Raw genomic sequence first — 24,688 nt, 5'->3', positions numbered from 1 at the left:
GGATCAGTTCCCCAGCTTGTAGGCAGTGAGCTTGCCTTCGTTGCTGACCGCATACAGCACGCCATCCGGGGAAACCTGCGGCGTGCCACGCAACGCCGCGCGTTCGATGCGGGTGCGGGCAACGATCACGCCTGTATCCAGGCGCAACCAATGCAGGTAACCGTCGAGATCGCCGACGACCGCGTAATCGCCCTGCACCACCGGCGTGGTGAGCTGGCGACGCGCGAGGGCATCCTGTTTCCATAGCGAATTGCCGGTGGCGCGGTCCAATGCCCAGACGTTGCCGCCCTTGTCGGACACCAGCACCTTGTCGCCGAGCAAGGCGATACCGGCGTAGCTGCCGACCGGTGCGGTCCAGATCGGGTGGCCGTTAGCCGCCGACATCGCCATGGTCTGATCGTGATAGCTGGTGGCGAATACTTCCTCGAGACCAACCTGCACCTCGCCGTCGATATCAGCCATGCGATCGATTTCAGTGCGGCCGTCGGGTTCGGCAACCGCCTGCTCCCAGACACGCAGACCGTCTTCATCGCGCAGCGCGACCAAGGTGCCGTCGTCGTAACCGATATAGACAATGCCATTGCCCGCCACTGGCGATGCGTTACCGCGAACGGTGAGCAGCGGCAAGCCGCGATCGAACAGCCACTTGCGCGAACCGTCGGCTGCATCGAGGCCGAACACGCGGCCGTCGTTGCTGCGCACGATCACGCGACCGGAAACGATCAGCGGCGCGCTCAACACTTCCGAGCTGACCTTGGCGGTCCAACGCTTGGTGCCGGTGTCGGCATCCATCGCCACGACTTCGCCATTGCGGCCGCCCACGACCACCAGGCCGTTGGCAACGCCGGGGCCGCCGGTGAGGCCTGCTTCGAGTTGCTCATGGCTCCAGAACTTCAGCTTGCTACGCTTGCCCTTCATGTCTACGGCAGAGGACGTCCAGAGTTTCTTGCCGCTGGTCGCGTCGATGGCGATGACCTCGCCCTCGTCATCGATCGCGTAAAGACGACTGCCTTCGAGCACCGGATGCGAGCGCAGCCAGCTGCGGCCTTCGCCATCACCGAGGCTGATCGACCACAGCTTGTTGACCGGCATGGCGTTGCTGAGCTTCTGCAACTCGGCCGGTTCGGCGGGTTTGACCTTGCCGCCGCCAAACCATCCTTTCACGGTGGTGCAGCCGGGCGCGATGGCGATGATGAGCGCAAGCAATGCAATGCGACGAAGCATGTATCAGATCTCCGGCTGGGCAGGCGGTTGGCCGCCAGCATCAATGAGCTTGAATTCGAGCAGGCGACGCTCCGGCGATGCCTGGTCGAGATGGGTCAACGCTTGTTCGTAAGCCTTGCGGGCGAGATCGCGATGACCAAGTTTGGCTTCGACGTCGCCACGCAGTTCCTGCGTGAGTGCTGGGAAGGCAGGCGTCTTGATCGCATCAATCCGCTTGAGCGCGGCATCGGCCTTGCCATCCGTCAGCTGCAGACGGGCAAGCCGCAGGGAAAACATTTCCGCAAGGAGCGGATCGGAAACTTTTGGAACCGCTGCCTCAAGCACCTTGACGGCATCGGCGGTCTTGCCATTCTGTTGCAGGTACGCGGCGTTGCGCAGCACAGCCAGACTTGCGTAGGCAGTATCACCGTACTTGTCGGCGATCACCGCGGCGAAGGTCTTCATCTTCGCTTCGTCCTTGGCTTCAAGGGCATCGGTGTAGGCCAGGTACTGGGTCGCGGCTTCCTGCTGATGCTGCCCGGTCTTGCCCTGCCACCACTGCCAGCCGAACACGCAGGCTAGGCCGAGCAGAATACCGGTAATCAGCGAGCTGCCGTTCTGCCGCAGCCATTTGCGGACTTGTTCGCCCTGTTCGTATTCGTCGAGTTGGTCCATTCGGAGTGACTTCATTGGCCTGCATTGACTGCAGGCGGTGGAAAAAAGTTCAGGAGATCGGCAGCGAGTAGATCAGCCGCCGGGGGGAATGATCTTGCCTTCGGAGGATACCGTAAACCGGGCCACGTTGGCCTCACGAAATGGCGCGAGGCTGATGGTCTGGCCCGATTGGGACACGTCCACGGCCTCGGCATTGCCGACCGTGATGCGCACCGTTTTTCCGGCGCCATAGCGACGCTGGCTGCCAGCAGGGAGCAATCCGCGCTCGACGCGCGCACCGGCGGCATCGACGACATCCACCCAGCTTTCGCCGCGGAAATTGATCACCAGGTCGTCCCCGACAACGGCGGAGGCAGGCAACGAAGGCGCCAGCGATGCCATGACCGTCGGCTGCGCCATGTTCTCGGGCGTCGTCGCAACGGGCACTGCGCTGCTTGCCACATTCGCCGCAGGCGTCGCGGCAATACTGGTCGGCGCGGGCGCGGGCGCGGACAGCGAGGTGCTCGCCGGCGGATCCAGCGGCATCACATCCGCGACCCGTGGCGTCGATGATTGGAAATGCATCGCGAACATCACCACGCTTCCGATGATCGCGCCGGTCATGACCAGGTACGTGAGTTTCTGCACGCCGCGATCGAACAGGCGCGGCTGCCGAATGCCGGCGACGGTCTGTGCAAGCGCTGGCGCGGGCTGGCTGCGCACGACTTCGTCGGCAAGCGACGGCGGCAGGCCCAGCGCTTTGGCGTAGCTGCCGATGTAGCTGCGGACATAGACAGGTGCGCCGAGGCGCGACCATTGCTCAAGTTCGATGGCATCGATGATCGATAGCGGCAGCTTCAATTGCTGCGCGACGGCTTCCTTGCTCCAGCGCAGCTTTTCACGCGCGTGCTTGAAGCGGCTGCCGATCGGGTCCTCGAACAGGGTTTCCTGGAAAGATTCGTTGGTCATGGCTGGCTTGCGCCCTCTCCCGTGGGCAAGTTGGCACCGTTGGACAGGCTTTCGATGCGTTCGCGATACTTTTTTGCCGCCGCGTGGTCGCCGGCGAGGTCTTCGATGCGCGCACCGAGCTCGAGGACGGCACGATCCGGTCCGCCGACGGCCTCGCGACGCTGAATGAAAGCGCGTGCCTCAAGATACTTGCCCTGCGCGAGTTCGACATTGGCGAGCATGAACAGGATGTCGCCCTGGTCGGGTGCCTGCTCCAACGCGCGGCGCAGATACGCTTCCGCCTTGGGCATCTGGCCTGCGTCGTGCGCGCACTTGCCGGCATTGAACAGCGCCTGCGCAGGGATCGTGTAGAACGGATCCTGCACGGCTTTGACGAACGCCGCATCGGCTTCGTCGCTTTTGCCGCGACTGCACAGATAGGTGCCGTAAGCGTTGAGAACGCCGCCGTCGGTCGGCGCCAGCGCGAGTGCGTGCTGGAACTCTTTCTCTGCCTTGGGCTGGTCACCAATCTTGTTGAAGATCAAACCCAGCATGGCGTGGACGTCGCTGGATTCGGGGTCGCTGCGCAGCGCCAGGTTTGCGCGGTCCAGCGCTTCCTTGAGTTCGTTCGACTGGAAATAACTCTGGGCCAGGCCGAGATTGATCTGTCCCGTATTGGAAATCTTTCCGCGCGTCTCCGCGTCGGAGCTCTTGTCGCGGGCAACCGCGCCGGATGCCAGCATCGCTGCCAGCAGGGTTGCGAAAATGGTCAGAACCTCAGGCCGCCGCATCCGAAATCCCCTTGGCTTCTTCGATCTTGCGCTTGAACTCGGCCTGGCGACGGGTGCGATCCATTACCTGCCCCTTGAGTTGTCCGCAGGCTGCGTCGATGTCGTCGCCGCGGGTGCGGCGGACCATCGTCAGCACCTGGCTGTCGAGCAGGATTTTCTGGAATGCGCGGATATCGGCTTCGTCGGAACGCTCGAAGCGTGTGCCGGCGAAGGGGTTGAACGGGATCAGATTGACCTTCGCGCTGTCGCTGCGCTGCACTTGGCGATCCATGGCGTGCATCAGCTTGGCCAGCGCTCGGGCATGCTCGGGCTTGTCGTTGACGCCCTTCATCATCGTGTATTCGAAGGTCACCGACGCACGCGGCTTGCTCAGCGCATAACGCACGCAGGCTGCCATAAGTTCGGCAATCGGATATTTTTTGTTGAGGGGCACGAGTTCGGTGCGCAGGTCGTCGTTCGGCGCGTGCAGGGACACTGCGAGCGAAACGTCGCTGACTTCGGAAAGCTTGTCGATCATCGGCACCAGACCAGCCGTCGAAAGCGTGACGCGCTTGTTGGCAAGGCCGAAGCCGTTGTCGTCGCGCATCAGGCTCATCGCCCGCACGACGTTGTCGAAGTTCAGCAGCGGCTCGCCCATGCCCATCATCACGACATTGGTGAGCTTGCGCTGGTGATGGGTCTTGTTGCCGAGGTGTTTCGAGGTGGTCCAGACCTGGCCGATGATCTCTGCGGTGGACAGGTTGCGGTTGAAACCCTGGGTGGCAGTGGAACAAAACTGGCAGTTCAATCCGCAACCGACCTGGCTGGATACGCACAGCGTGCCGCGGCCCTTGTCGGGAATGAACACCGCTTCGATGGCGTTGCTGGGATCCATGCCGAGCAGCCATTTGTGCGTGCCGTCGGTGGATTCCTTGTCGAACAGCACCTGCGGCGGGCGAATTTCGCAATGATCGTTGAGCTTGGCGCGAAGCGCCTTGCCGACGTCGGTCATCAATTCGAAATCCGTGACGTGCTGGTGGTACATCCACTTCATCAACTGGTGGGCGCGGAAGCGCTTCTCGCCGAGCGTCTCGGCGAAGAAGCGCTCCATGCCCTCGCGATCGAGGTCGAACAAATTGATCTTGGTGGAAACCTCGGTCACGGCTCTACTCGCTTAGCGCGGGCAAACTTCGGTGGCGGCGAAGAAATACGCGGTCTCGATCGCGGCGTTCTCCAGGCTGTCCGAACCATGCACGGCATTGGCATCAATGCTTTCGGCGAAGTCGGCGCGGATGGTGCCGGCGGCGGCTTCCTTGGGATTGGTGGCGCCCATCAGTTCGCGATTCTTGGCGACGGCGTTTTCGCCTTCCAACACCTGGATCATCACCGGGCCGGAAATCATGAATTCGACCAGCGCGTTGAAGAACGGACGCTGCGCGTGCACGGCATAAAAACCTTCCGCTTCGCGACGCGAGAGGTGCTTCATCTTCGCGGCGACAACCTTGAGGCCGGCGTTTTCGAAACGGGCGTAAATCTGACCAATGACGTTCTTGGCGACCGCGTCAGGCTTGATGATGGAAATGGTGCGCTCCAGCGCCATGACAAATACTCCAGCTAACAGGTGTGGGAAGCGGGCAAATTTAGCACAAAACCCTCGTCGAAACACGGGTTTAGCGCCAACTCTGAGAATCGGACTAGGGATCGGGGCGGCCCCTCGGGACGGTCCTGGCCCAAGCGGACGCATGCGGCGTTTGACCGAAGCCCGGCTTCAGTCATAGGATTGAAACACCTGTTTCAATCGAACGCTCGGTGGCTCATGACGACGACCCATTTCAACACCAAGGACCGCATCCTCGGCGCCGCCGAAGAACTGTTCGCCCAACACGGCTTTTCCGGCACCTCCCTGCGCCAGGTGACCAGCCGTGCCGATGTCAACATCGCGGCGGTCAACTACCACTTCGGCTCCAAGGAAAACCTGGTCAACGAGGTCTTCCGCCGGCGCATGGACGAGATGAGCGAGCGCCGCTTGGGCAGCCTGCGGGAAGCACAGGAAGAGCATCCGAACGAGCTCGAGCCGATCCTCGCAGCATTCATTCGCCCCGCCCTCGCCCTGACGCTGGATCGCCACGGATCGGCCTTCGTCCGCGTCCTGGCCCGCGCCTACGCCGAGAAAAACGACCGCCTGCGCAAGTTCCTGTCCGACAACTACGGCCAGGTGCTGCGCGAATTCGCCAAGGCGATCGCGCCCTGCCTGCCTGATCTGGGCAAGGAAGAACTGTACTGGCGCATGGATTTCGTCGCCGGCGCCCTGACTTACGCGATGGCCGATTTCGGCCTGATCAAGCGCCCGGCCGGTGTCAGCGAGAAAACCCATTGCGACAAGGCCGCACAGAACCTGATCCGCTTCGCCGCCGCCGGTCTCCGCGCGGCCTGACCTTTTCCACATCTCCCCCACGGAGCAACACCATGTCGCAACTCCGCATCCGCAAGGTGGCCGTCCTCGGCGCCGGCGTGATGGGCGCGCAGATCGCCGCCCACCTCGTCAACGCCAATGTCGACACGATCCTGTTCGATCTTCCCGCCAAGGACGGCGACAAGAACGGCATCGTCACCAAGGCCATCGCCAACCTAGGCAAGTTGTCCCCGGCGCCGCTGGCGGGCAAGGACAAGGCCGCCGCGATCACTGCCGCCAACTACGACCAGCATCTCGAGTTGCTCAAGGGCTGCGACCTGATCATCGAGGCGATCGCCGAACGTCTGGACTGGAAGAAAGACCTCTACGCCAAGATCCTGCCCTTCGTGGCCCCGAATGCAGTGCTCGCATCCAACACTTCTGGCTTATCAATCAATGCTTTGGCGGAAGTTCTTGATGAATCACTTCACCATCGATTCTGCGGCGTCCACTTCTTCAATCCGCCGCGCTACATGCATCTGGCCGAGCTGATTCCCTGCAAGAACACCGATGCCGCCGTCCTCGAGGGCCTCGAGTCATTCCTGGTCACCACCCTGGGCAAAGGCGTGGTCTATGCCAAGGACACGCCGAATTTCATCGGCAACCGTATCGGCGTGTTCTCCATCCTTTCGACCCTGCACCACACCGCCGCCTTCGGCCTTGGCTTCGATGAAGTCGACGCGCTGACCGGTCCGCTGGTCGGGCGCCCGAAGTCGGCGACCTACCGCACCTCCGACGTGGTTGGCCTGGACACCATGGCCCACGTCATCAAGACGATGGCCGACACCTTGCCGGATGATCCCTGGAAACAATATTTCCTGGCGCCCGACTGGCTGCAGGCGCTGATCGCCAAGGGCGCGCTCGGCCAGAAAACCGGCGCCGGCATTTTCCAGAAGCGCGGCAAGGACATCGTCGTCCTCGACCTCAAGGCGCAGGATTATCGCCCTGCCACGGGCGAAGCCGCCGCAGAAGTCGTCGAGATCCTGAAGATCAAAAATCCCGCGGAGAAATTCGCCAAGCTGCGCGCCTCCGCGCATCCGCAGGCGCAATTCCTCTGGTCGTGCTTCCGAGACCTGTTCCATTACAGCGCCTTTCATCTGGAATCGATCGCCGACACCGCCCGCGATGTCGACTTCGCGATCCGCTGGGGCTACGGCTGGAACCTGGGGCCGTTCGAGACTTGGCAGGCCGCTGGCTGGCAGCAGGTTGCCGGGTGGATCGCCGACGATATCGCCGCAGGCAAGACGATGAGCAATGCCGCCCTGCCCGCCTGGGTGACCGACGGCCGCACCGGCGTACATGAGGCCGCAGGCAGTTTCAGCCCCGGTCGCAAGGCACTGGTGCCGCGCTCGAGCAATCCGGTCTATCAGCGCCAGCGCTTCCCGGACCCGGTACTGGGCGAAGTGTTCGCGCAGGGCGAGACGGTGTTCGAGACCGACGCGGTGCGCATGTGGCACGACGGCGACGGCATCGCGGTGCTCAGCTTCAAGACCAAGATGAATACCGTCAGCGATGGCGTGCTCGCCGGCATTCAGCAGGCGATCGATGCTGCCGAAAAGAATTTTCAGGGGCTGGTGATCTGGCAGACCAAGGAGCCGTTCTCCGCCGGCGCCGATCTCTCGGGTGCGATGGCATCTCTGGCCGCGGGCAAGATCGCCGAGTTCGAGGCGATGGTCGCCAACTTCCAAGCCACCAGCCAGCGCATCAAGTACTCGCTGGTACCGGTGGTCGCAGCGGTTCGCGGTCTCGCACTCGGCGGCGGTTGCGAATTCCAGATGCATTCGGCGCGCAGCGTGCTGGCACTGGAAAGTTATGTCGGCCTGGTTGAGGCCGGCGTCGGCCTGTTGCCGGCGGGTGGCGGTCTCAAGGAAATCGCGACGCGCGTCGGCCTCGCTGCCGGCCCGGGTGGCGATGTCTTCGCCGGCCTCAAGCCGTATTTTGAAGCCGTCGCGATGGGCAAGGTCTCGGCCTCAGCGCTCGAAGCGAAGGAGCTCAAGCTGGCGCGCGACAGCGACCTCGTGGTGTTCAACCAGTACGAATTGCTGCATGTCGCCAAGCAGCAGGCCAAGGCGCTGGCCGAATCGGGTTATCGCCCGATGCTGCCGCCGAAACAAATTCCGGTTGCCGGCGATGTCGGCATCGCAACCTTCAAGATGATGCTGGTGAACATGCTCGAGGGTCGCTTCATTTCCGAACACGACATGGAAGTGTCCACGCGCATCGCCACCGTGCTCTGCGGCGGCGACATCGATCGCGGTTCGCTGGTCGACGAAGAATGGCTGCTCAAGCTCGAGCGCGAACACTTCGTCGCCCTCGCGCAGATGCCCAAGACCCAGGAACGCATCGCGTACATGCTCAAGAACGGCAAGCCGCTGCGCAACTGATGGTGAGCGGTCAGCAGTGAGCGGTGAGTGGGGGAGCATCCCGACTCGATCCGTTCACCAATCACCAATCACCGCTCACCCATCACGCAAACGAATTCAGAGAATCCACCATGACCAAGCAAGTTCAAGAAGCCTACATCGTCGCCGCCACCCGCACGCCGGTCGGCAAGGCGCCGCGCGGCGTGTTCCGTAACGCCCATCCCGCCGATCTGCTCGCGCACGTGCTGCGCTCGGTCGTCGCGCAGTCGCCCGGAATCGACACCCGCCGCATCGACGACATCATCGTCGGCTGCGCGATGCCCGAAGGCGAGCAAGGCATGAATGTCGCACGCATCGGCGCGCTGCTGGCCGGGCTGCCCGACAGCATCGCGGCGCAGACCATCAACCGTTTCTGCTCGTCCGGTCTGCAGGCCGTCGCGCTGGCCGCCGACCGCATCCGTCTCGGCGAGGCCGACCTGATGATCGCTGGCGGCGTCGAATCGATGAGCATGGTGCCGATGATGGGCAACAAGGTCGCGATGACCCCGAGCGTGTTCAAGGACGACAACATCGCCATCGCCTATGGCATGGGCATCACCGCCGAAAAAGTCGCCGAGCAATGGAAAGTCTCGCGCGAGGACCAGGACGCCTTCGCCCTCGCCTCGCACCAGAAAGCTCTCGCTGCGGTCGCCGGTGGCGAATTCACCTCGGAGATTTCGCCCTACAACGTGATCGCTCGCCAGCCCGTGCTGGGCGGCAATACCGTCGCGATCCGCGAGTTGCTGGTGCAGAACGACGAAGGCCCGCGCGCCGATACCAGCCTTGAAGGGCTCGCCAAGTTGCGTCCTGTGTTCCGCAATGGCGGCAGTGTCACGGCCGGCAACAGCTCGCAGATGTCCGACGGCGCCGGCGCGGTGATGCTGGCCTCGGCGCAGGCGATCAAGGATTACGGGCTGACGCCGCTGGCGCGTTTCGTCGGCTTTTCGGTGGCCGGCGTAAAACCCGAGATCATGGGCATCGGCCCGAAGGAAGCGATTCCGAAAGCGCTCAAACAGGCCGGGCTGACGAAGGATCAGATCGACTGGATCGAGCTCAATGAAGCGTTCGCCGCGCAGGCGCTGGCGGTGATCCGCGACCTCGGTCTCGATGCCTCGAAGGTCAATCCGCTCGGTGGCGCGATCGCGCTCGGCCATCCGTTGGGCGCGACCGGTGCTGTCCGTGTCGCCACGCTGACGCACGCCCTGCAACGCCGCAAACTCAAGTACGGCATGGTGACGATGTGCATCGGCACCGGCATGGGCGCCGCCGGCATCTTCGAAGCTTTGTAATTTTTGGTAGGAGCGACGCAAGTCGCGATCCTTCCATATTGCGGAAACAAAAAAACGGGCAGCCTGAGCTGCCCATTTTCTTTTGCAACAACGCCCGGATTACTTGGCGCAGGCGATGAACTTGCCCTTGGCATCGCGGCAACGCGTGGCAGCCGGCTTCTTCGCGCAGGCAACGAACTTGCCCTTCGCGTCGTGGCAGCGCGCCGACGAACCCGCCGGCTTGGCAGCCGGGGCAGCGGCAGTGGTGGTGGCAGCCGGAGCGGCAGCAGCGGCCGGCTTCGCAGCCGGAGCAGCGGCAGTTGCCGGCTTGGCAGCCGTCGCGGCGGCGGTAGCCGGTTTGGCGGCAGGTGCGGTAGCTGCCTTGGCGACGGGCTTGGCAGCAACCGCCGGCTTGGCGGCCGTGGCGGGAGCCGCAGCCTGCGGGGTGGCGGCGCTGGCGCCGAAAGCCATGAACATCAAGGCAGTGGCGAGCGAGAGAGTGAGTCGACGCATGGGTATTCTCCTGGGATTGGTGCCCGACCAACGCCGGGGCAGGCACAGACTGCCGCGCGCCAGGTTACCGATTGCCGCTACCTCGGATTAAATTCTGGTAATGCGCAGCGACGATTACGCCGGTGGCGCCTCTCTTCCCGGTCTCAGCCCCAGCGTGCCTTCCAACCATCCTTCGCCTGCAGCCACCAATAGCTGAGCTGCGCGCCGGCAAATCCCGCTGGTTTCAGCGCCGACACCAACCCATAGCTGGAAAATTCCCGCCAGCGCGGATCGCCCTCGGCAATCGCCGCGGCGAGCACTTCGCCCGCGAATGTCGTCGGTGCGACGCCGTGACCGCCGAAGGCCTGGCCCAGCCAAAGGCCGTCGTCGATCCGGCCGATCTGCGGCATTTCGTGGCGCGCATAACTCATCAAACCCGACCAGGCCGATTCGATGCGCACACCTTCCAGCTGCGGAAACACTTTCATCAGGTCGCGATAAAGCAGACGCTTCACCGCCGCCGGCGAGCGATCGAGCACCGAGATGCGACCGCCCCAGAGCAGCCGCGAATCGGGCAGCGGGCGGTAGTAGTCGAAGGCGAAACGCGTGTCGTAGATCGCCGCGCGGGTGCGCAGGACCTCGTCCATGCGCTCGCGCAGCGGCTCGGTAACCATCACATAGGTGGCAATCGGCAGCACGCCGGCATCGACATCCGCGCGCAGACCGGCGAGATAGCCGCCGCAGGCCAGCACTACTTGCTCGGCCTCGACCTCGCCTTCCGGCGTACGCACGCGCCAACCCGCACCGGAGCGCACGAGCGCGGTCGCCGGCGAGCGCTCGTGCAGGCTGACGCCTTGCGCGGCGGCCGCTTGGGCGATGCCCAATGCATAGTTCAGCGGATGGAAGTGCATGGCATTTCGTTCGAACAGGCCATCGCTGTAGCGATCGCTGCGAATCAATTCGCGCAGTTCCGCGGCCGGCACGAACTGCCACTCGTTGCCGAAGCCATCCTTGAGCATGCGCTGGAAATCACGCAGCACCGCCGGATCGCGAAACCAGTTCGCCCAATACACGCCGGCATCGGTGTGCTGGCAGTCGATCCGGTATTGGTCGATGCGGCGGCGGATCAGGTCAACGGCATCGGTCGTGCCCGAATAGAGATTCCTGGCGCGCTGCGCGCCGAGATCCTTGAGCAGGCTTTCCGGCCCACGCGAAAACCCCGCGAAAACAAAACCGCCATTGCGTCCGGAAGCGCCGAACGCGATCTGCTGTGCTTCCAGCACGACGACGTCGCGGACGCCGCGTTCGGCCAGGCCGAGCGCGGTGTTGAGCCCGGCAAAGCCGCCGCCGATCACGCAGACTTTCGCGGTGCGCTTGCCGCTGAGCGCAGGAAAAGAAACATCCGTCGCTGCCGTTGTGCGGTAGTAGTTGCTCGATTCCATGCTGGATTCGCAGTCGTTTGTCGTCGGCTGGAAAAGCGATCGGATCGCTTCGCCCTGCCCGCTTCAGCGCTCGAGCGCGGCGCGCATATAGGCGCGGGCGGCGTCGGCAAGATCGTCATGGTCGAGCGCGTACTGGATGGTCGCCTCGATCAGACCGATCCGGCTGCCGCAGTCGAAACGCCGGCCTTCGAAACGATATGCCAGCGCTCGCTCCTGTTTCATCAACGCGGCGATGCCGTCGGTGAGTTGGATTTCACCGCCGGCACCGGGACGGGTTTTCTCCAGCAAATCGAAAATTTTTCCGCTCAGGACGTAACGACCCACCACCGCGAGATTGCTCGGCGCGACTTCCGGTTTCGGTTTCTCGACGATCGCGGAAATCAGCCCATGCCGGCCGCTGAAATCCTGCGTCGCGACGATGCCGTAACTGCCGGTCTGTTCGCGCGGGACATCCTGCACGGCGATCACACTGGCCTGCTCACGCTCGGCGAGATCGGCCATCTGCTTGAGCGCGCCGGGGCCGCGGTTCCAGATCAGATCGTCGGGAAGCAGCACGGCAAAGGGCTCATCGCCAATCACCGGCTTGGCGCAGAGCACGGCATGGCCGAGACCGAGGGCTTCGGCCTGGGTGACGAAAACGGCGCGCACGTTACGCGGCAACACGTCGCGGATCAGCGCCAGCAATTCCGATTTGCCGGCTTTCTCGAGCTTCTGTTCAAGCTCGTAGGCCTTGTCGAAATAATCGGCGACCGAATGTTTGTAGCGATTGGTGACGAACACCAGCGTGTCGCAACCGGCCTCGATCGCTTCATCGACCGCGTACTGAATCAGCGGCTTGTCCACGACCGGCAACATTTCCTTGGGCACGGTCTTGGTGGCCGGCAGGAAACGCGTGCCGAGACCGGCGACGGGGAATACGGCTTTTCGGATGCGGAAAGTCATGCGCTTGCGTCGCCATCGCTGGGGGTAATCGTCGCGGGAGTGTACTCGGGGACCGCTTCGCACAGCAGGGCCGAGAGAGCGTCGTCGCTGGCGTCTTCGGCAAGCGCCGCCAGCAGTCGCGTGAGCAAGGCGGTCACCTGTGGCTCCGATGCCTGGCGCGGCTGCGCGCGCAGGATCAGCGGGTTGATCGTTCGGTCGTGGCGTTCGCCGGCGGCGAACAGACGCTCATGCAATTTCTCGCCGGGGCGCAGGCCGATGTATTCAATGCGAATGTCGTCGCCGGCACGTTTGCCGGTAAGCAGGATCATCTGTTCGGCGAGCTCGCGGATCGCCACCGGCCGGCCCATGTCCAGCGTATAGATCGCTGCTGCCGATTCCGGCAACGCCGCGGTCTGCAGGATCAACTGGCAGGCTTCGGGAATGGTCATGAAGTAACGGGTGATTTCCGGATGCGTCACCGTCACCGGACCGCCCTCGGCGATCTGGCGACGGAATAGCGGCACCACGCTGCCGGCGGAATCGAGCACGTTGCCGAAACGCACGATCGACAAGCGCGTCGCCGACCCGGCGAAACAGGCTTGCACGATCAACTCGGCGAAACGCTTGCTGGCGCCGAGCACGTTGATCGGATCGACGGCCTTATCGGTCGAGATCAACACGAAATTGCCGACGCCGGCATCGCGACAGGTCGATGCGAGCACGTCGGTGGCGGCGACATTGTTGCGCAGGCCTTCGCGGATCTGGCCTTCGAGCAACGGCACCTGCTTGTTGGCGGCGGCGTGATAGACGAAATCGGGACGCTGGCGCAGCGCACGCCGGCAGGCGACCGCATCGCCGCAATCGGCAAGCATCAGTTCGATGGGAACCTGCGGAAAATCGTTGGCCAAACCTTCGCTGACCAGCAGCAACGGCAACTCGGCGCGTTCCAGCAGAATCAATCGCGCGGCACCGGCACGCGCGCATTGCCGCGCCAGTTCCGAGCCGATCGAGCCGCCTGCGCCGGTGATCAGCACCGATTTTCCGCCGACGCTTGCGCGTACGCCTTCCCAGTCGAACTTCACCGGATCGCGGCCGAGCAGGTCCTCGATCGCGACCTCGTTCAAGCGCAATTGTCCCGGCGCGGAATCGAGCATGTCGGAAAGACGCGGCACTTTCCGGAATGGCAGGCCGGTGGTCTCGCAAAGATTCACCACACGCCGCATCTGCAAAGGTGTAGCGCCGGGCATGGCGATCACCAGCATCTGCGCCGCGGTTTCGCGCGCGACTTCGGCGACGTCGTCGATGCGACGCAAAACCGGTACGCCCTGCACTTTCCGGCCGATCAGGTCCGGGCTGTCGTCGAGCAGGCCGACAGGCAAATAACGGCCGTCGCTGCGGAAATCACGCAACAACATTTCCGCGGCACGGCCGGCGCCCAGCACCACGACCCGGGTCGCATCGGAATGCCGCGCAGCCATGCGCTGGTCTTTCCAAAGTCGGTAAAGCAGGCGCGGGGCGCCGAGCAGGAACACCAGCACGATCACATACGGCAACAGCACGCGGCGTGGGATATCCGGCAGCATGCCCAACAGCCAGAACACCAGGATGATCAGCGCCAGGCCAAGCAATGCGGCACGGGCGAGATTGGCGAGGTCGGGCAGGCTCGCGAAACGCCAGACGCCGCGATACAGACCGACGGCCCAGAGCATCAGGCCCTGTGCCGCGATCACCACGATCAATTCGGTGATGAGCCCCGGCGCATCGGGCGCACCGGCGACGCTGGCCAGCCAACGCAGCCCGACCCAGGTCAGCGCGACGACGAGCAGGTCGTGCAGCAATACCAGCAGCCGCGGCGCCATCGCCAACATCCAGGTCGCGCGCGTCATGCCGCGCTCCGCCGACGACGTTGCAGCAATCGCCGCCGAAGGCCGGCGTGTGCGATCACGCCGGTTGCGAACAGCAGCAGCGTCGCGATGCATTGCGCCAGCATCGTGGCAGCGCTGAGCGCGAGCGCGATGCCGATCGCGAGCGCGGTCGCTGTTCCGTAAGCCAGGCAAACCTGCCACGGCGCGCGGCCGCAACGCACCGCGAATTGATATAGATGCTCACGATGCGCCTGCCACAGCACCCGCCCCGAACAGGCGCGACGCAGCAAGGTCACGCCGGCATCGATCAGCATTACCGAAGAAATCATCAGCGCTTGAGCGATGGTCAGCGTGTGCAGATGCAGGCTGATCAACAACAGGCCGACCACCCCGCCCGCCAGCACGTGACTGCCGATATCGCCAAGAAAAACCCGCGCGTTCGGAAAGTTGAAAGGGAGGAATCCCAGGCAGGCACCCGCCAGCACGAAAGCAGCGAAGCGCAGGTCCATGTCCTGCCCGGGCACGAAAGCCACCGCGAGCGCGATCAGCGCACCCTGCACTGTCACCAGACCGTGGCTGCCGTCCATGAAATTCCAGACATTGATCACCGCGACCGTGACAAGGCTAGCCGGCAGGAGAATCAAGACGAGCATGGGCATCGGCATTTGCCGGAGCAGCGGGATCAGCATCGCCAACGCCGCCAGCCATTGCAGGCAGAATTTCGGCAGTGCCGAAAGCGAGCGCAGATCGTCGACCAGCCCGAGCACGGTCAGCAGCACGATGCCGATCGCCAATCCACACCAGGCCGATGCCAGCGGTGATGCCTGCAAGGCGAGGATGATCGTCAGCAGCAACAGTACCAGCGCGATACCGATGCCACCGCCGCGCGGCGTGATCTGCGAATGCACGCGCCGGCCACCGGGGACGTCGAACAGGCCGCGCGCATGCGCGAAACGCATCCAGCCCATGCAGGCGAGCGCAGAAAGGATCGCCGCCGCCACCATCAGGATCAGGGCAAACGCCAGGCTTGCGCTCATCAATCGCCTGCCGCGTTCAACAGCGGCTTGATGCTGCCCCAGTGCTTGCAGCTGGGGCACTGCCAGTGGTGCGCGCGCGCGCCGAAACCGCAGCGTTGGCAGCGATAACTTGTGGTGCGTACGACCAGCTGATCGGTGATCTGCTTGATCACGCGCAGCGATTCACCAGGATCGTCGCCGGGATTTTCCAGACTCAGATCGATAAGAGCCGCTTCGCCGCGCACCGACGGACGCTGCTGCAGCTGCCGCGACAGGAAGGCTTGCGCCGCATCGATGCCCTCGTCGCGCTGGATCAGTTGTGCGAGCGCCAGCACCGGCGACACGCCGGGATAGTGCTCGATGGTTTCCTGCAGAAAGCCGCGGGCGCGCGCGGTTTCGCCGCGTTTTTCGTAGCAGGCCAGCAACGGCGCGAGGATTTCCGGGAGGAATTCGATGTCGTGGCGGGCGACGCGCTCGAACGCGCGGATCGCCGCCGCGTCGTTGCCTTCCGCAAGCTCCAGCCGGCCTTCGATCACGCCGGCGCGCACGCTGTTGCTGTCGGCCGAGTACGCCAGGCCGATCTGCTCGCGGGCGATGTCGCCTTGGTTTTCCAGACGCGCCTTGTCGGCGAGTTCGCAATGGAAATGCGCGATCACCCGGCCCATCGGTTCGCCGGAGGTCTGTTCGTAGCGCGTGGCGTGTTCGATCGCCTTGTCCCAGTCGCGCTCGGCCTGATAGATCGCGATCAACTGGCGCAGCGCCTGCGGCGCGTGCACGCCCATCTGCACGAGATCGGTGAACAGCGTCTCGGCACGATCGAGCAGGCCGGCGCGCATGTAGTCCTCGCCGAGCGCGAGCACGGCGCGCGTTTTTTGTTCTTCGCTCAGACCGTTGCGCGCGACCAGGCTTTGATGCAGCCGGATCGCACGGTCGACTTCGCCGCGTCGACGGAACAGATGGCCGAGCGCGAATTGGGTCTCGACGGTGTCCTTATCGACTTCAGCGATCTGCAAAAAGATCTCGATCGCCTTGTCCTGCTGTTCGTTGAGCAGGTAATTCAAACCACGGAAATAAGTGTTGGACAGTCGCGATACGCGCGCACCGCCCTTGATCTCGCCACCACGCCGGCCGGCAAGCCAGCCGCCAGCCGCTGCTGCGGGAATCAGCAGCAACCAGGCCGCATTGGTCATTATTGCCATGACGCATCCTTGTCTTCGCCCAGCTCCTGGATATCCGGTCCAGAGCCCGTGCCGCCGGTCTTGTGCAAGCGTCGCCGCAACGGCCAGACCACACCCGCGGTCACCACCAGGCCACCGATCAACGCGCCGGCCAGAAGAACAGTCAGGAGAATCAGACCCAGGCGCACATCAAAGCTGCGCAGCCACAGGTCTACGTGCACGGTCTGCTTGTTGAGCGCACCGAAAATCACGCCGAAAGCGATGAACAACAGGGCGAACAGGGCTTTGATCAGACGCATCGAACGGCCAGTCTGAGAGGGTGACGGGAGTTTAGCCGTTTGCCGGCGACTTGCTCAGCCCTGACACGCGGCGGGATCAATCCCCGACCGGATCCTTGCCGCCATTGACGCGGTCGCGCAACTCTTTGCCGGGCTTGAAGTGCGGCACGTACTTTCCGGGCAGGGCCACGGAATCGCCGGTCTTGGGATTGCGACCCAGGCGCGGCGGACGGAAATGCAGGGAGAAGCTGCCGAAGCCGCGGATTTCGATGCGGTCACCATCGGTGAGGGCATTGCTCATCATTTCCAGCAGGGTCTTGACCGCCAGGTCCACGTCGTCGGCCTTCAGATGGGCCTGGCGACGCGAAAGTATCTCGATGAGTTCCGACTTCGTCATGTATTGCGATCTCTCGAACGCTGGATTGGCAGTGCGATGGCGACGGTCATGCCTTCATGGCCGTCGCTGCATTCAAGACAAAACATCGCGGCCCGGGCGAACCCGGGCCGCGATTGACGCTTACTCGCTCTTGTTGAGCTGCTCGCGCAGCAACGCGCCGAGCTTGGTGGTGCCGCTGGAAGCGTCGGCAGCCTTGTTGACCTCGGCCATCGACTCGGCCACTTCGGCCTCGTCCTTGGCGCGGATCGACAGCTGCATGACGCGGCCCTTGCGGTCCATGCCGATGTACTTCGCTTCAACGCTGTCGCCGACCTTCAGGTACTGCGTCGCGTCCTCGACGCGCTCCTTGGCGATGTCGTTGGCCTTCACATAGCCTTCGATGCCGCCTTCGAGCTCGATCGTGGCGCCCTTGGCATCCACTTCCTTCACGGTGCCGGTGACGATGGCGCCCTTCTGGGTGGTGGCCATCATGGTGCCGATCGGATCCTGCTCAAGCTGCTTGACGCCCAGCGAGATGCGCTCGCGCTCCGGATCCACGGCCAGGACAACGGCTTCCAGCGTGTCGCCCTTCTTGTAGTTGCGGACCACGTCTTCGCCGGTGGTGTTCCAGCTGATGTCGGACAGGTGCACCAGGCCATCGATACCGCCGTCCAGGCCGATGAAGATGCCGAAGTCGGTGATCGACTTGATCTGGCCGGAAACCTTGTCGCCCTTCTTGAAGATGGCGGCGAACGCTTCCCACGGATTGGACGCGCACTGCTTGATGCCCAGCGAGATGCGGCGACGCTCGGCGTCGACGTCCAGAACCATCACTTCGACTTCGTCGCCCAGCTGGACGACCTTGGACGGGTTGACGTTTTTGTTGGTCCAGTCCATCTCGGACACGTGCACCAGGCCTTCCACGCCCGGCTCGATCTCGACGAACGCGCCGTAATCGGTGACGTTGGAGACCTTGCCGACCAGACGCGCGCCGGTCGGGTAACGACGGGCGATGTTGTCCCAGGGATCTTCACCGAGCTGCTTGAGGCCGAGGCTGACGCGGTTGCGCTCGCGGTCGTACTTGAGCACGCGGACCTGCAGTTCTTCGCCGACGTTGACGACTTCGGACGGATGGCGCACGCGCTTCCAGGCCATGTCGGTGATGTGCAGCAGGCCATCGATACCGCCGAGGTCGACGAACGCGCCGTAATCGGTGAGGTTCTTGACGACGCCGGTGACGATCGCGCCTTCCTGCAGGCGCTCGAGCATCTGCTCGCGCTCGACGCTGTTTTCGCTCTCGACAACTGCACGGCGGGAAACGACGACGTTGTTGCGCTTGCGATCGAGCTTGATGATCTTGAACTCGAGTTCCTTGCCTTCCAGGTAACCCGGGTCGCGCACGGGACGCACATCCACCAGGGAACCCGGCAGGAACGCGCGAACGTCGCGGATGTCGACGGTGAAACCGCCCTTGACCTTGCCGCTGATGCGGCCGGTGACGATTTCGCCGGCTTCCATGGAGGTTTCCAGCTCGTCCCAGACCATCGCGCGCTTGGCTTTCTCGCGGGACAGGACGGTTTCGCCGAAGCCGTTTTCCATGGATTCGAGGGCGACCTTGACGGTGTCGCCAACGGCGACTTCCAGTTCACCCTGCTCGCTACGGAACTGTTCGATCGGAACGATGCCTTCGGACTTCAGACCGGCGTTGATGACAACCACGTCGGAGCGAATTTCCACCACCACGCCGGAAACGATGGCGCCGGGCTTGAGCTTGGCGAAGCCGATCTGGCTCTGTTCAAACAGTTCTGCAAATGATTCGGTCATTGTTATATCTCGGTTGAACACACGGGTTGCCGACATTCGTTGCCGGGCCCACCTGTTGTGCGCAGATGCGCGTTGGGTTGTCCCGCACCGTCTGGTGCGGGGGTTTTCTGCCTGGGGAATCGCCGCCGGTTGGAGGGCGGTGCGATGGCGACGGCGCTAGCGGCGCCGCAGGGAATCCGGCAGCACCGCGAGCACACGTTCGATCACCTCGGTGATCGGCATGCCGGTGGAGTCCAATACGACCGCATCTTCTGCGGGCTTCAGGGGCGCCACGGCACGTCCGGCATCACGCTCGTCGCGAGCGGCGATTTCGTGCAGCAGACTGTCAAGATTAACGGAAACCCCTTTTTCTTTCAACTGCTTATAGCGTCTTTTGGCTCTTTCGGCGGCGCTGGCAGTCAAGAACACCTTGTAGCCGGCATCGGGGAAAATGACCGTCCCCATGTCGCGGCCGTCCGCCACCAGTCCCGGCGCCTGCCGGAAACGCTTCTGCAGATCCAGCAGGGCGGCCCGCACCGGCGGGTGCGCGGCGATCGCCGAAGCCGCCGCACCGGCGGTTTCCATGCGCAATTGATGGGTCGCATCCTTGCCATTGACGATCACCCGCGGCTCGCCGGAATCGTCGGTTTCGAAGTGGATTTCCGTGCGGGCGGCGCAGGCGGCCACCGATTCCGGGTCGCTGAGGTCGACGTTTTCCCAGGCAGCGGCAAGGCCGACGGCTCGGTAGATCGCCCCGGAATCGAGGTAGTGCCAGCCCAGACGGTCGGCTACCGCGCGGCTGATGGTGCCTTTGCCTGAGCCCGAGGGGCCATCGATGGTGAGGACGGGGATGGTCGCGGGCATGGTCGAAGTCTAACCGAAGGCCTCAGCCAGCCAGAAGCTCGAACCCGATCGAGCGCGCGAGTTCGACGAATCCCGGGAACGAAGTCGCGACGTTTTCGCAATCGCCGATGCAGGTCTCGCCGCTGGCGCACTGCGCCGCGACCGCCAGGCTCATCGCGATGCGGTGGTCGCCGTGGCTGTCGGTATCGGCGCCGCACAGGCTGCCCCCATCGATCACCGCGCCGTCCGGCGTTTCCGTGATCGCCGCACCCATTGCCCGCAACGCGATCGCCATCACCGCGATCCGGTCGGACTCCTTGACCCGCAGCTCTGCCGCACCGGAAATCGTTGTGCGACCTTCGGCGACCGCAGCGGCGACAAAAAGCGCAGGAAACTCATCGATCATGTCCGGCACCAGGGCCTCGGGTACAGCAATGCCCCGCAACTGGGCGTGACGTACACGCAAGTTCGCGACCGCTTCCCCGCCCTGCTCGTCCGGGTTTTCCTCGGTTATATCCGCGCCCATCAGTCGAAGCGCGGCGAGCAGTCCGGTGCGCCGGGGATTCATGCCTACCCGGCGCAGCAGCAAGTCCGAACCCGGAATCACCGATGCCGCGACCAGGAAAAATGCCGCCGAGGAAAAATCCGCTGGCACCGAAACATCGGTGGCGCGGAGACGATGTCCGCCGCTCAAGCGCACCTGGCCCGGTGCAAATTCGATCGGCCAGCCGAAGGCGCGCAGCATCCGCTCGGTGTAATCGCGGGTCGGATGCGGCTCGATGACGCGGGTTTCGCCATGGGCATACAGGCCCGCCAGCAGAATCGCTGACTTCACCTGAGCGCTTGCCACCTTTGTTTTACAATCAATACCTTGCAGATCTTTATTAATGTCAATCCTGATTGGCGGCAACCCGCCGTCAGTCGATGTCAGTTGCGCCCCCATCTGCCGCAGCGGCTCGATCACCCGACTCATGGGTCGCTTGGATAGCGACGCGTCGCCAACCAGCACGCTGGCGAAGCCCTGCCCGGCCAGCAGGCCCGTGAGGAGACGCATGCCGGTGCCGGCATTGCCGCAATCCAGCGACTCGGAGCAGCCGCGCAAGCCGTGCAAGCCGACGCCATGGACGATGCGTTCGCTGGCTTCCGGCGCTTCGATGCGTACGCCGAGCTGGGCAAATATGCGCGCCGTCGCCCGCGTGTCCTCGCCTTCCAGGAAGCCGGAAATCCGCGACCTACCTTCCGCGATGGCTGCCAGCATGATCGCGCGATGCGAAATCGATTTGTCGCCGGGGACGGAAATTTCGCCGCGCAGGGGCGTGCCCGCCGCTGCGCGCCAACCCAGACTCACGCCAACACCTCGTCGAGCACCTGCAGCAGGCGGCGGTTTTCATCGCGATTGCCGACGGTAATGCGCAGGCAGGTCGGCAGACCGTAGCCAACCATCGGTCGCAGCACGACGCCGCGCGCCACCAGAGCCTTCTCGATCGGCGCTGCCTCACGACCGAAATCCACGAGCAGGAAATTGGTCTGCGAATCTGGCACGAACAGGCCGCGCTCGCGCAGCAAGCGCGCCAGCTCCACGCGCGCATCGGCGTTGTGATCGCGCACCCAGTCGAGGTGATCCTGGTCGTAGAGCGCCGCCTGCGCCGCGGCCAGTCCAGGCAAATTGACATTGAACGACTCGCGCACCCGCTCCATTACAGCGATCAATTCCGGATGCGCCGCGATGAAGCCGACGCGCAAACCGGCCAGCGCATAGCCTTTCGAAAACGTGCGGGCGACGATCAGGTTCGGGAAGCGCTCCAACAAAAGCAAGGCCGAAACCAACGCCGGATCAGTGACAAACTCCAGGTAGGCCTCGTCGACGACCACCAGCACCTCGTGCGGAACCCGCACCAGGAAACTTTCGAGATCGGCGCTGCCGAACCAGGTTCCGGTCGGGTTGTTTGGGTTGGCCAGATAGACGAGCCGTGTCATCGGCGTGATCTGCGCGATCATCGCTTCGAGGTCGTGGCCGCGCGACATCGTGGTGTCCTTCGCGAGCGCCGGAGCAAGACGCAACTCGGCGCCGGCCGATTGCGCCGCGAGCGCATAAACCGCGAACCCGTACTGCGATGCCACGACCTCGGAACCGGGCCCTGCGAAGACCTGCGCGAGCATCATCAGCAGTTCGTGCGAGCCGTTGCCCAGCAGTATCTGCACGGTATCGAGGCCGTGATACGAGGCCAACGCCAGCTTCAGGTCGCCCCCCAGCGGATCGGGATAGCGATGCAACTGGTTGATCGTGTCCAGCACGGCGGCCCGTGCACGTGGACTCGGGCCGTGGCTGTTCTCGTTGGAACCGAGTTCGACCAGGAAGCCGTTCGCATGTTCGCGCCGCAGCGCCACCAGGTCGTGGCCGGGATCGTAGGCGCGCAGCTTACGGATACCGGCCTGCGCCAGCGCGTTGAAGTCCGGCACCGGCGGCAAGGACGTCGTCATGGTCAGAGCAAGGCCACCGGATAGGAGCCCAGGATCTTCACGTCGGCGGCGTAATCGCCGAGCTCCGACAGCGCCTTTTCCACCTTCTCTTCTTCGACATGCCCGCTGACGTCGATGAAAAACGCGTACTGCCAACGCCCCGTATGCGAGGGCCGCGATTCGATGCGATTCATGCTGACGCCGTATTTCGCAAACGGACTGAGCACGTTGTAGAGCGCGCCGGGCTGGTCGCGCACGAACACCAGCAAGGACGTGCGGTCGTGGCCTGAGGGCGTGAACAGTTCGCGGCCCAGCACGAGGAAGCGCGTGGTGTTGTCGGGGCGGTCCTCGATCGGGCCGGAAACGATTTTCAGCCCATAGACGTGTCCGGCGGACTCACCCGCAATCGCTGCCGCATCGTCAGCCGTGCGCGCACGCCGCGCCGCCTCGGCATTGCTGGCGACGGGAATCTTTTCCGCTTTCGGCAGGTTCTGACGCAACCAGGTCTTGCATTGCGCCAACGACATCGGATGCGAGTAGACGCGTTCGATGTCCTCAAGCCGGCCGGTGCGCGACATCAGGTGCTGGTGTACATGCAGCTCGACTTCGCCGCAGATCTTGAGATTCGAGGTCAGGAACATGTCCAGCGTCGACTGGATCGTGCCCTGCCCGGAGTTTTCCACCGGTACCACGCCGAAATCGGCATGCCCGGCTTCGACTTCCTGGAACACTTCTTCGATGCTCGCCAGCGGCAGGCCGCGCGCGGAATGGCCGAAATGCTTGATCACCGCCTGTTGCGAGAAGGTGCCTTCCGGACCGAGGAATCCGATCTTCAGCGGCTCCTGCTGCGCCAGGCAGGCCGACATGATTTCGCGAAACAGGCGCAGCAACACTTCATCGTTGAGCGGGCCATCATTGCGGTCGAGCACCTGCCGCAGCACCTGCGATTCGCGCTCGGGCCGGTAATAATCGACCGCGGCCTTCAATGGCCCCTTGGCGCGGCCGACCTGCTGGGCGAAGCGCGCGCGCTCTGAAATCAGCGACTGGATCTGCTTGTCGATGCCGTCGATATGGGCGCGCACCTCCGACAACACCGGTGCGGCGACGGCCGGCTCAGCCGCTTTCGCCGTCTTTTTCGCAGCTTTCTTTGCCGGTTTGCCCGCGGCCTTGGCCGCCGGCTTCTTTCCCTTGTCCTGGCTGCTCATCACTCATCCGTTGCGTTGGGCGAAATCAGCCATGAAACCTACCAGAGCCTGCACCCCTTCGACCGGCATCGCGTTGTAGATCGACGCGCGCATACCGCCCAGAGCGCGGTGGCCCTTGAGGCCAAGCAGCCCGGCTGCCTCGGCCTGCTTGAGGAAGGCCTTGTCGAGCTCGGGATTGGCGAGGAAAAACGGCACGTTCATGCGCGAGCGGCACGCGGTGGCCACCTCGTTGCGGTAATAACCGCCGGAACCGTCGATGGCGCCGTACAGGATTTCTGCCTTGCGGCGATTCTGCACTTCCATGGCTGCGGCACCACCCTGCGCCTTCAACCACTTCAGCACCAGGCCGACCACGTACCAGGAGAAGGTCGGCGGTGTATTGAACATGGAGTCGTTCTTGGCCTGATTTTCCAGCTCGAAGATCGGCGGCAACTTGCGGCCGTGCTTGCCGAGCAAGTCCCTGCGCACGATCACGATGACGATACCGGCCGGGCCGAGATTCTTCTGCGCACCGCCGTAGATCACGCCGAAGCGGGAAACATCGATCGGGCGCGAAAGCAGGCTGGAGGAAAAATCGGCGACCAGCGGCGTGTTGCCGACGTCAGGAATATCGTGGAATTCAACGCCATGAATCGTTTCGTTGGGCGTGTAGTGGAAATACGCGGCGTCCTCGCTGAGCTGCCAGCTGGCACGTTCGGCGATGCTCTTGTAGCCGCTGTCCTTGCTGCTGGCGACGACGTGCGTGCCGATCGAGGGCCTGGCGTTTTCAAGGGCTTTTTCGCCCCAATGGCCGGTGAGCAGGTAATCGGCGGTGGCGTCGGGGCCGGCCAGATTCAGCGGCAGCAACGCGGCCAGTGTGGTGGCGCCGCCTTGTTCGAACAATACGGCGTAGTCATCGGGAATGCCCATGAGTTCGCGAAGGTCGCGCTCGGTTTCGGCGGCGCAGTCGATGAAGGATTGACCGCGATGACTGACCTCCATGACCGAGGCGCGTTCGCCCCGCCATTCGAGCATTTCCGCCTGGACTTGCTGCAAAACCGATTCGGGCAACGCGGCGGGGCCGGCGCTGAAATTGAAGGCACGCGACATGAAAAAACCTCGACAGGAATGAT

At 63.7% G+C, this 24,688-nt stretch carries 23 protein-coding genes; 3 read left to right on the top strand and 20 right to left on the bottom strand.

The annotated features are described in order from the left end of the window. Positions 1-3 precede the first annotated feature (3 nt). The 6 genes from bamB to ndk form a co-directional block, all read right to left on the bottom strand. Entirely contained in the window at positions 4-1,224 is a 1,221-nt protein-coding gene (bamB, locus tag VKM35_RS09670; protein ID WP_324320808.1) for an outer membrane protein assembly factor BamB, read from the bottom strand. Positions 1,225-1,227: 3 nt separating this feature from the next. Continuing rightward, complete coding sequence (locus VKM35_RS09665; protein ID WP_324320807.1) at positions 1,228-1,878, bottom strand: YfgM family protein; 651 nt, start codon at positions 1,876-1,878, stop codon at positions 1,228-1,230. A gap of 72 nt (positions 1,879-1,950) precedes the next feature. After that, a complete protein-coding gene (locus VKM35_RS09660; RefSeq protein WP_324320806.1) occupies positions 1,951-2,826 on the bottom strand; it encodes a RodZ domain-containing protein in 876 nt (291 codons plus the stop codon). Next, entirely contained in the window at positions 2,823-3,596 is a 774-nt protein-coding gene (pilW, locus tag VKM35_RS09655) for a type IV pilus biogenesis/stability protein PilW (protein ID WP_324320805.1), read from the bottom strand. The genes VKM35_RS09660 and pilW overlap by 4 nt, the downstream gene beginning before the upstream one ends. After that, the gene (gene rlmN / locus VKM35_RS09650) at positions 3,583-4,686 is read right to left on the bottom strand and encodes a 23S rRNA (adenine(2503)-C(2))-methyltransferase RlmN (RefSeq protein WP_324320835.1); all 1,104 of its coding nucleotides are present in this window, start codon (positions 4,684-4,686) and stop codon (positions 3,583-3,585) included. Before rlmN ends, pilW begins: the two co-directional genes overlap by 14 nt. A gap of 63 nt (positions 4,687-4,749) precedes the next feature. After that, positions 4,750-5,175 carry a nucleoside-diphosphate kinase gene (ndk, locus tag VKM35_RS09645; protein ID WP_324320804.1) on the bottom strand — a complete coding sequence of 142 codons (426 nt, stop codon included), beginning with the start codon at positions 5,173-5,175 and terminating at the stop codon, positions 4,750-4,752. Between the two features lie 216 nt (positions 5,176-5,391). On the opposite strand from ndk, the gene VKM35_RS09640 reads away from it, so the two are divergent. The 3 genes from VKM35_RS09640 to VKM35_RS09630 all read left to right on the top strand — a co-directional run bounded on the left by VKM35_RS09640 (position 5,392) and on the right by VKM35_RS09630 (position 9,718). Further along, a complete protein-coding gene (locus VKM35_RS09640; RefSeq protein ID WP_324320803.1) occupies positions 5,392-6,009 on the top strand; it encodes a TetR/AcrR family transcriptional regulator in 618 nt (205 codons plus the stop codon). A gap of 32 nt (positions 6,010-6,041) precedes the next feature. Next, complete coding sequence (locus VKM35_RS09635) at positions 6,042-8,411, top strand: 3-hydroxyacyl-CoA dehydrogenase/enoyl-CoA hydratase family protein (RefSeq protein WP_324320802.1); 2,370 nt, start codon at positions 6,042-6,044, stop codon at positions 8,409-8,411. A gap of 110 nt (positions 8,412-8,521) precedes the next feature. Further along, entirely contained in the window at positions 8,522-9,718 is a 1,197-nt protein-coding gene (locus VKM35_RS09630; RefSeq protein WP_324320801.1) for an acetyl-CoA C-acyltransferase, read from the top strand. Positions 9,719-9,817: 99 nt separating this feature from the next. On the opposite strand, the gene VKM35_RS09625 is transcribed toward VKM35_RS09630, so the two are convergent. The 14 genes from VKM35_RS09625 to serC all read right to left on the bottom strand — a co-directional run bounded on the left by VKM35_RS09625 (position 9,818) and on the right by serC (position 24,665). Next, complete coding sequence (locus tag VKM35_RS09625) at positions 9,818-10,210, bottom strand: hypothetical protein (protein WP_324320800.1); 393 nt, start codon at positions 10,208-10,210, stop codon at positions 9,818-9,820. Positions 10,211-10,353: 143 nt separating this feature from the next. Next, positions 10,354-11,631, bottom strand: a complete 1,278-nt coding sequence (locus VKM35_RS09620; protein ID WP_324320799.1) for an FAD-binding oxidoreductase — start codon at positions 11,629-11,631, stop codon at positions 10,354-10,356. A 63-nt stretch (positions 11,632-11,694) separates the two neighbouring features. Then, complete coding sequence (gene galU / locus VKM35_RS09615; RefSeq protein WP_324320798.1) at positions 11,695-12,573, bottom strand: UTP--glucose-1-phosphate uridylyltransferase GalU; 879 nt, start codon at positions 12,571-12,573, stop codon at positions 11,695-11,697. After that, positions 12,570-14,438 carry a nucleoside-diphosphate sugar epimerase/dehydratase gene (locus VKM35_RS09610; RefSeq protein WP_324320797.1) on the bottom strand — a complete coding sequence of 623 codons (1,869 nt, stop codon included), beginning with the start codon at positions 14,436-14,438 and terminating at the stop codon, positions 12,570-12,572. The genes galU and VKM35_RS09610 overlap by 4 nt, the downstream gene beginning before the upstream one ends. Continuing rightward, positions 14,435-15,454 (bottom strand): lipopolysaccharide biosynthesis protein, encoded by a 1,020-nt coding sequence (locus VKM35_RS09605; RefSeq protein WP_324320796.1) that lies wholly within the window; start codon positions 15,452-15,454, stop codon positions 14,435-14,437. Before VKM35_RS09605 ends, VKM35_RS09610 begins: the two co-directional genes overlap by 4 nt. After that, positions 15,454-16,632 (bottom strand): lipopolysaccharide assembly protein LapB, encoded by a 1,179-nt coding sequence (gene lapB, locus VKM35_RS09600; protein ID WP_324320795.1) that lies wholly within the window; start codon positions 16,630-16,632, stop codon positions 15,454-15,456. Before lapB ends, VKM35_RS09605 begins: the two co-directional genes overlap by 1 nt. Next, positions 16,623-16,910: a lipopolysaccharide assembly protein LapA domain-containing protein gene (locus VKM35_RS09595; protein WP_324320794.1), complete on the bottom strand. Its 288-nt coding sequence runs from the start codon at positions 16,908-16,910 to the stop codon at positions 16,623-16,625. Before VKM35_RS09595 ends, lapB begins: the two co-directional genes overlap by 10 nt. A 76-nt stretch (positions 16,911-16,986) precedes the next feature. Further along, the gene (locus tag VKM35_RS09590; RefSeq protein WP_324320793.1) at positions 16,987-17,286 is read right to left on the bottom strand and encodes an integration host factor subunit beta; all 300 of its coding nucleotides are present in this window, start codon (positions 17,284-17,286) and stop codon (positions 16,987-16,989) included. Positions 17,287-17,406: 120 nt separating this feature from the next. Beyond that, positions 17,407-19,125: a 30S ribosomal protein S1 gene (gene rpsA / locus VKM35_RS09585; protein WP_324320792.1), complete on the bottom strand. Its 1,719-nt coding sequence runs from the start codon at positions 19,123-19,125 to the stop codon at positions 17,407-17,409. 120 nt (positions 19,126-19,245) lie between these two features. Next, the gene (gene cmk / locus VKM35_RS09580; RefSeq protein ID WP_324320791.1) at positions 19,246-19,932 is read right to left on the bottom strand and encodes a (d)CMP kinase; all 687 of its coding nucleotides are present in this window, start codon (positions 19,930-19,932) and stop codon (positions 19,246-19,248) included. Between the two features lie 22 nt (positions 19,933-19,954). Then, positions 19,955-21,259, bottom strand: coding sequence for a 3-phosphoshikimate 1-carboxyvinyltransferase (aroA, locus tag VKM35_RS09575; RefSeq protein WP_324320790.1), 1,305 nt, complete (start codon positions 21,257-21,259; stop codon positions 19,955-19,957). Next, complete coding sequence (gene hisC, locus VKM35_RS09570; protein WP_324320789.1) at positions 21,256-22,392, bottom strand: histidinol-phosphate transaminase; 1,137 nt, start codon at positions 22,390-22,392, stop codon at positions 21,256-21,258. Before hisC ends, aroA begins: the two co-directional genes overlap by 4 nt. A 2-nt stretch (positions 22,393-22,394) precedes the next feature. Continuing rightward, entirely contained in the window at positions 22,395-23,576 is a 1,182-nt protein-coding gene (gene pheA, locus VKM35_RS09565; protein WP_324320788.1) for a prephenate dehydratase, read from the bottom strand. A 3-nt stretch (positions 23,577-23,579) separates the two neighbouring features. After that, positions 23,580-24,665: a 3-phosphoserine/phosphohydroxythreonine transaminase gene (gene serC, locus VKM35_RS09560; protein ID WP_324320787.1), complete on the bottom strand. Its 1,086-nt coding sequence runs from the start codon at positions 24,663-24,665 to the stop codon at positions 23,580-23,582. Between the last annotated feature and the right edge of the window lie 23 nt (positions 24,666-24,688).

Source organism: Arenimonas sp., assembly GCF_035312645.1.
Taxonomy (GTDB): domain Bacteria; phylum Pseudomonadota; class Gammaproteobacteria; order Xanthomonadales; family Xanthomonadaceae; genus Arenimonas.
Note: the sequence above shows the minus strand (reverse complement) of the source record. Positions and strands in the feature narration are given on the sequence as shown.

What these genes read in the sequence shown, in the direction of transcription:
- bamB (WP_324320808.1), bottom strand. Translation starts at nt 1,224, where the DNA reads ATGCTTCGTCGCATTGCATTGCTTGCGCTCATCATCGCCATCGCGCCC.
- VKM35_RS09665 (WP_324320807.1), bottom strand. Translation starts at nt 1,878, where the DNA reads ATGGACCAACTCGACGAATACGAACAGGGCGAACAAGTCCGCAAATGG.
- VKM35_RS09660 (WP_324320806.1), bottom strand. Translation starts at nt 2,826, where the DNA reads ATGACCAACGAATCTTTCCAGGAAACCCTGTTCGAGGACCCGATCGGC.
- pilW (WP_324320805.1), bottom strand. Translation starts at nt 3,596, where the DNA reads ATGCGGCGGCCTGAGGTTCTGACCATTTTCGCAACCCTGCTGGCAGCG.
- rlmN (WP_324320835.1), bottom strand. Translation starts at nt 4,686, where the DNA reads ATGGAGCGCTTCTTCGCCGAGACGCTCGGCGAGAAGCGCTTCCGCGCC.
- ndk (WP_324320804.1), bottom strand. Translation starts at nt 5,175, where the DNA reads ATGGCGCTGGAGCGCACCATTTCCATCATCAAGCCTGACGCGGTCGCC.
- VKM35_RS09640 (WP_324320803.1), top strand. Translation starts at nt 5,392, where the DNA reads ATGACGACGACCCATTTCAACACCAAGGACCGCATCCTCGGCGCCGCC.
- VKM35_RS09635 (WP_324320802.1), top strand. Translation starts at nt 6,042, where the DNA reads ATGTCGCAACTCCGCATCCGCAAGGTGGCCGTCCTCGGCGCCGGCGTG.
- VKM35_RS09630 (WP_324320801.1), top strand. Translation starts at nt 8,522, where the DNA reads ATGACCAAGCAAGTTCAAGAAGCCTACATCGTCGCCGCCACCCGCACG.
- VKM35_RS09625 (WP_324320800.1), bottom strand. Translation starts at nt 10,210, where the DNA reads ATGCGTCGACTCACTCTCTCGCTCGCCACTGCCTTGATGTTCATGGCT.
- VKM35_RS09620 (WP_324320799.1), bottom strand. Translation starts at nt 11,631, where the DNA reads ATGGAATCGAGCAACTACTACCGCACAACGGCAGCGACGGATGTTTCT.
- galU (WP_324320798.1), bottom strand. Translation starts at nt 12,573, where the DNA reads ATGACTTTCCGCATCCGAAAAGCCGTATTCCCCGTCGCCGGTCTCGGC.
- VKM35_RS09610 (WP_324320797.1), bottom strand. Translation starts at nt 14,438, where the DNA reads ATGACGCGCGCGACCTGGATGTTGGCGATGGCGCCGCGGCTGCTGGTA.
- VKM35_RS09605 (WP_324320796.1), bottom strand. Translation starts at nt 15,454, where the DNA reads ATGAGCGCAAGCCTGGCGTTTGCCCTGATCCTGATGGTGGCGGCGGCG.
- lapB (WP_324320795.1), bottom strand. Translation starts at nt 16,632, where the DNA reads ATGGCAATAATGACCAATGCGGCCTGGTTGCTGCTGATTCCCGCAGCA.
- VKM35_RS09595 (WP_324320794.1), bottom strand. Translation starts at nt 16,910, where the DNA reads ATGCGTCTGATCAAAGCCCTGTTCGCCCTGTTGTTCATCGCTTTCGGC.
- VKM35_RS09590 (WP_324320793.1), bottom strand. Translation starts at nt 17,286, where the DNA reads ATGACGAAGTCGGAACTCATCGAGATACTTTCGCGTCGCCAGGCCCAT.
- rpsA (WP_324320792.1), bottom strand. Translation starts at nt 19,125, where the DNA reads ATGTCGGCAACCCGTGTGTTCAACCGAGATATAACAATGACCGAATCA.
- cmk (WP_324320791.1), bottom strand. Translation starts at nt 19,932, where the DNA reads ATGCCCGCGACCATCCCCGTCCTCACCATCGATGGCCCCTCGGGCTCA.
- hisC (WP_324320789.1), bottom strand. Translation starts at nt 22,392, where the DNA reads ATGACGACGTCCTTGCCGCCGGTGCCGGACTTCAACGCGCTGGCGCAG.
- pheA (WP_324320788.1), bottom strand. Translation starts at nt 23,576, where the DNA reads ATGAGCAGCCAGGACAAGGGAAAGAAGCCGGCGGCCAAGGCCGCGGGC.
- serC (WP_324320787.1), bottom strand. Translation starts at nt 24,665, where the DNA reads ATGTCGCGTGCCTTCAATTTCAGCGCCGGCCCCGCCGCGTTGCCCGAA.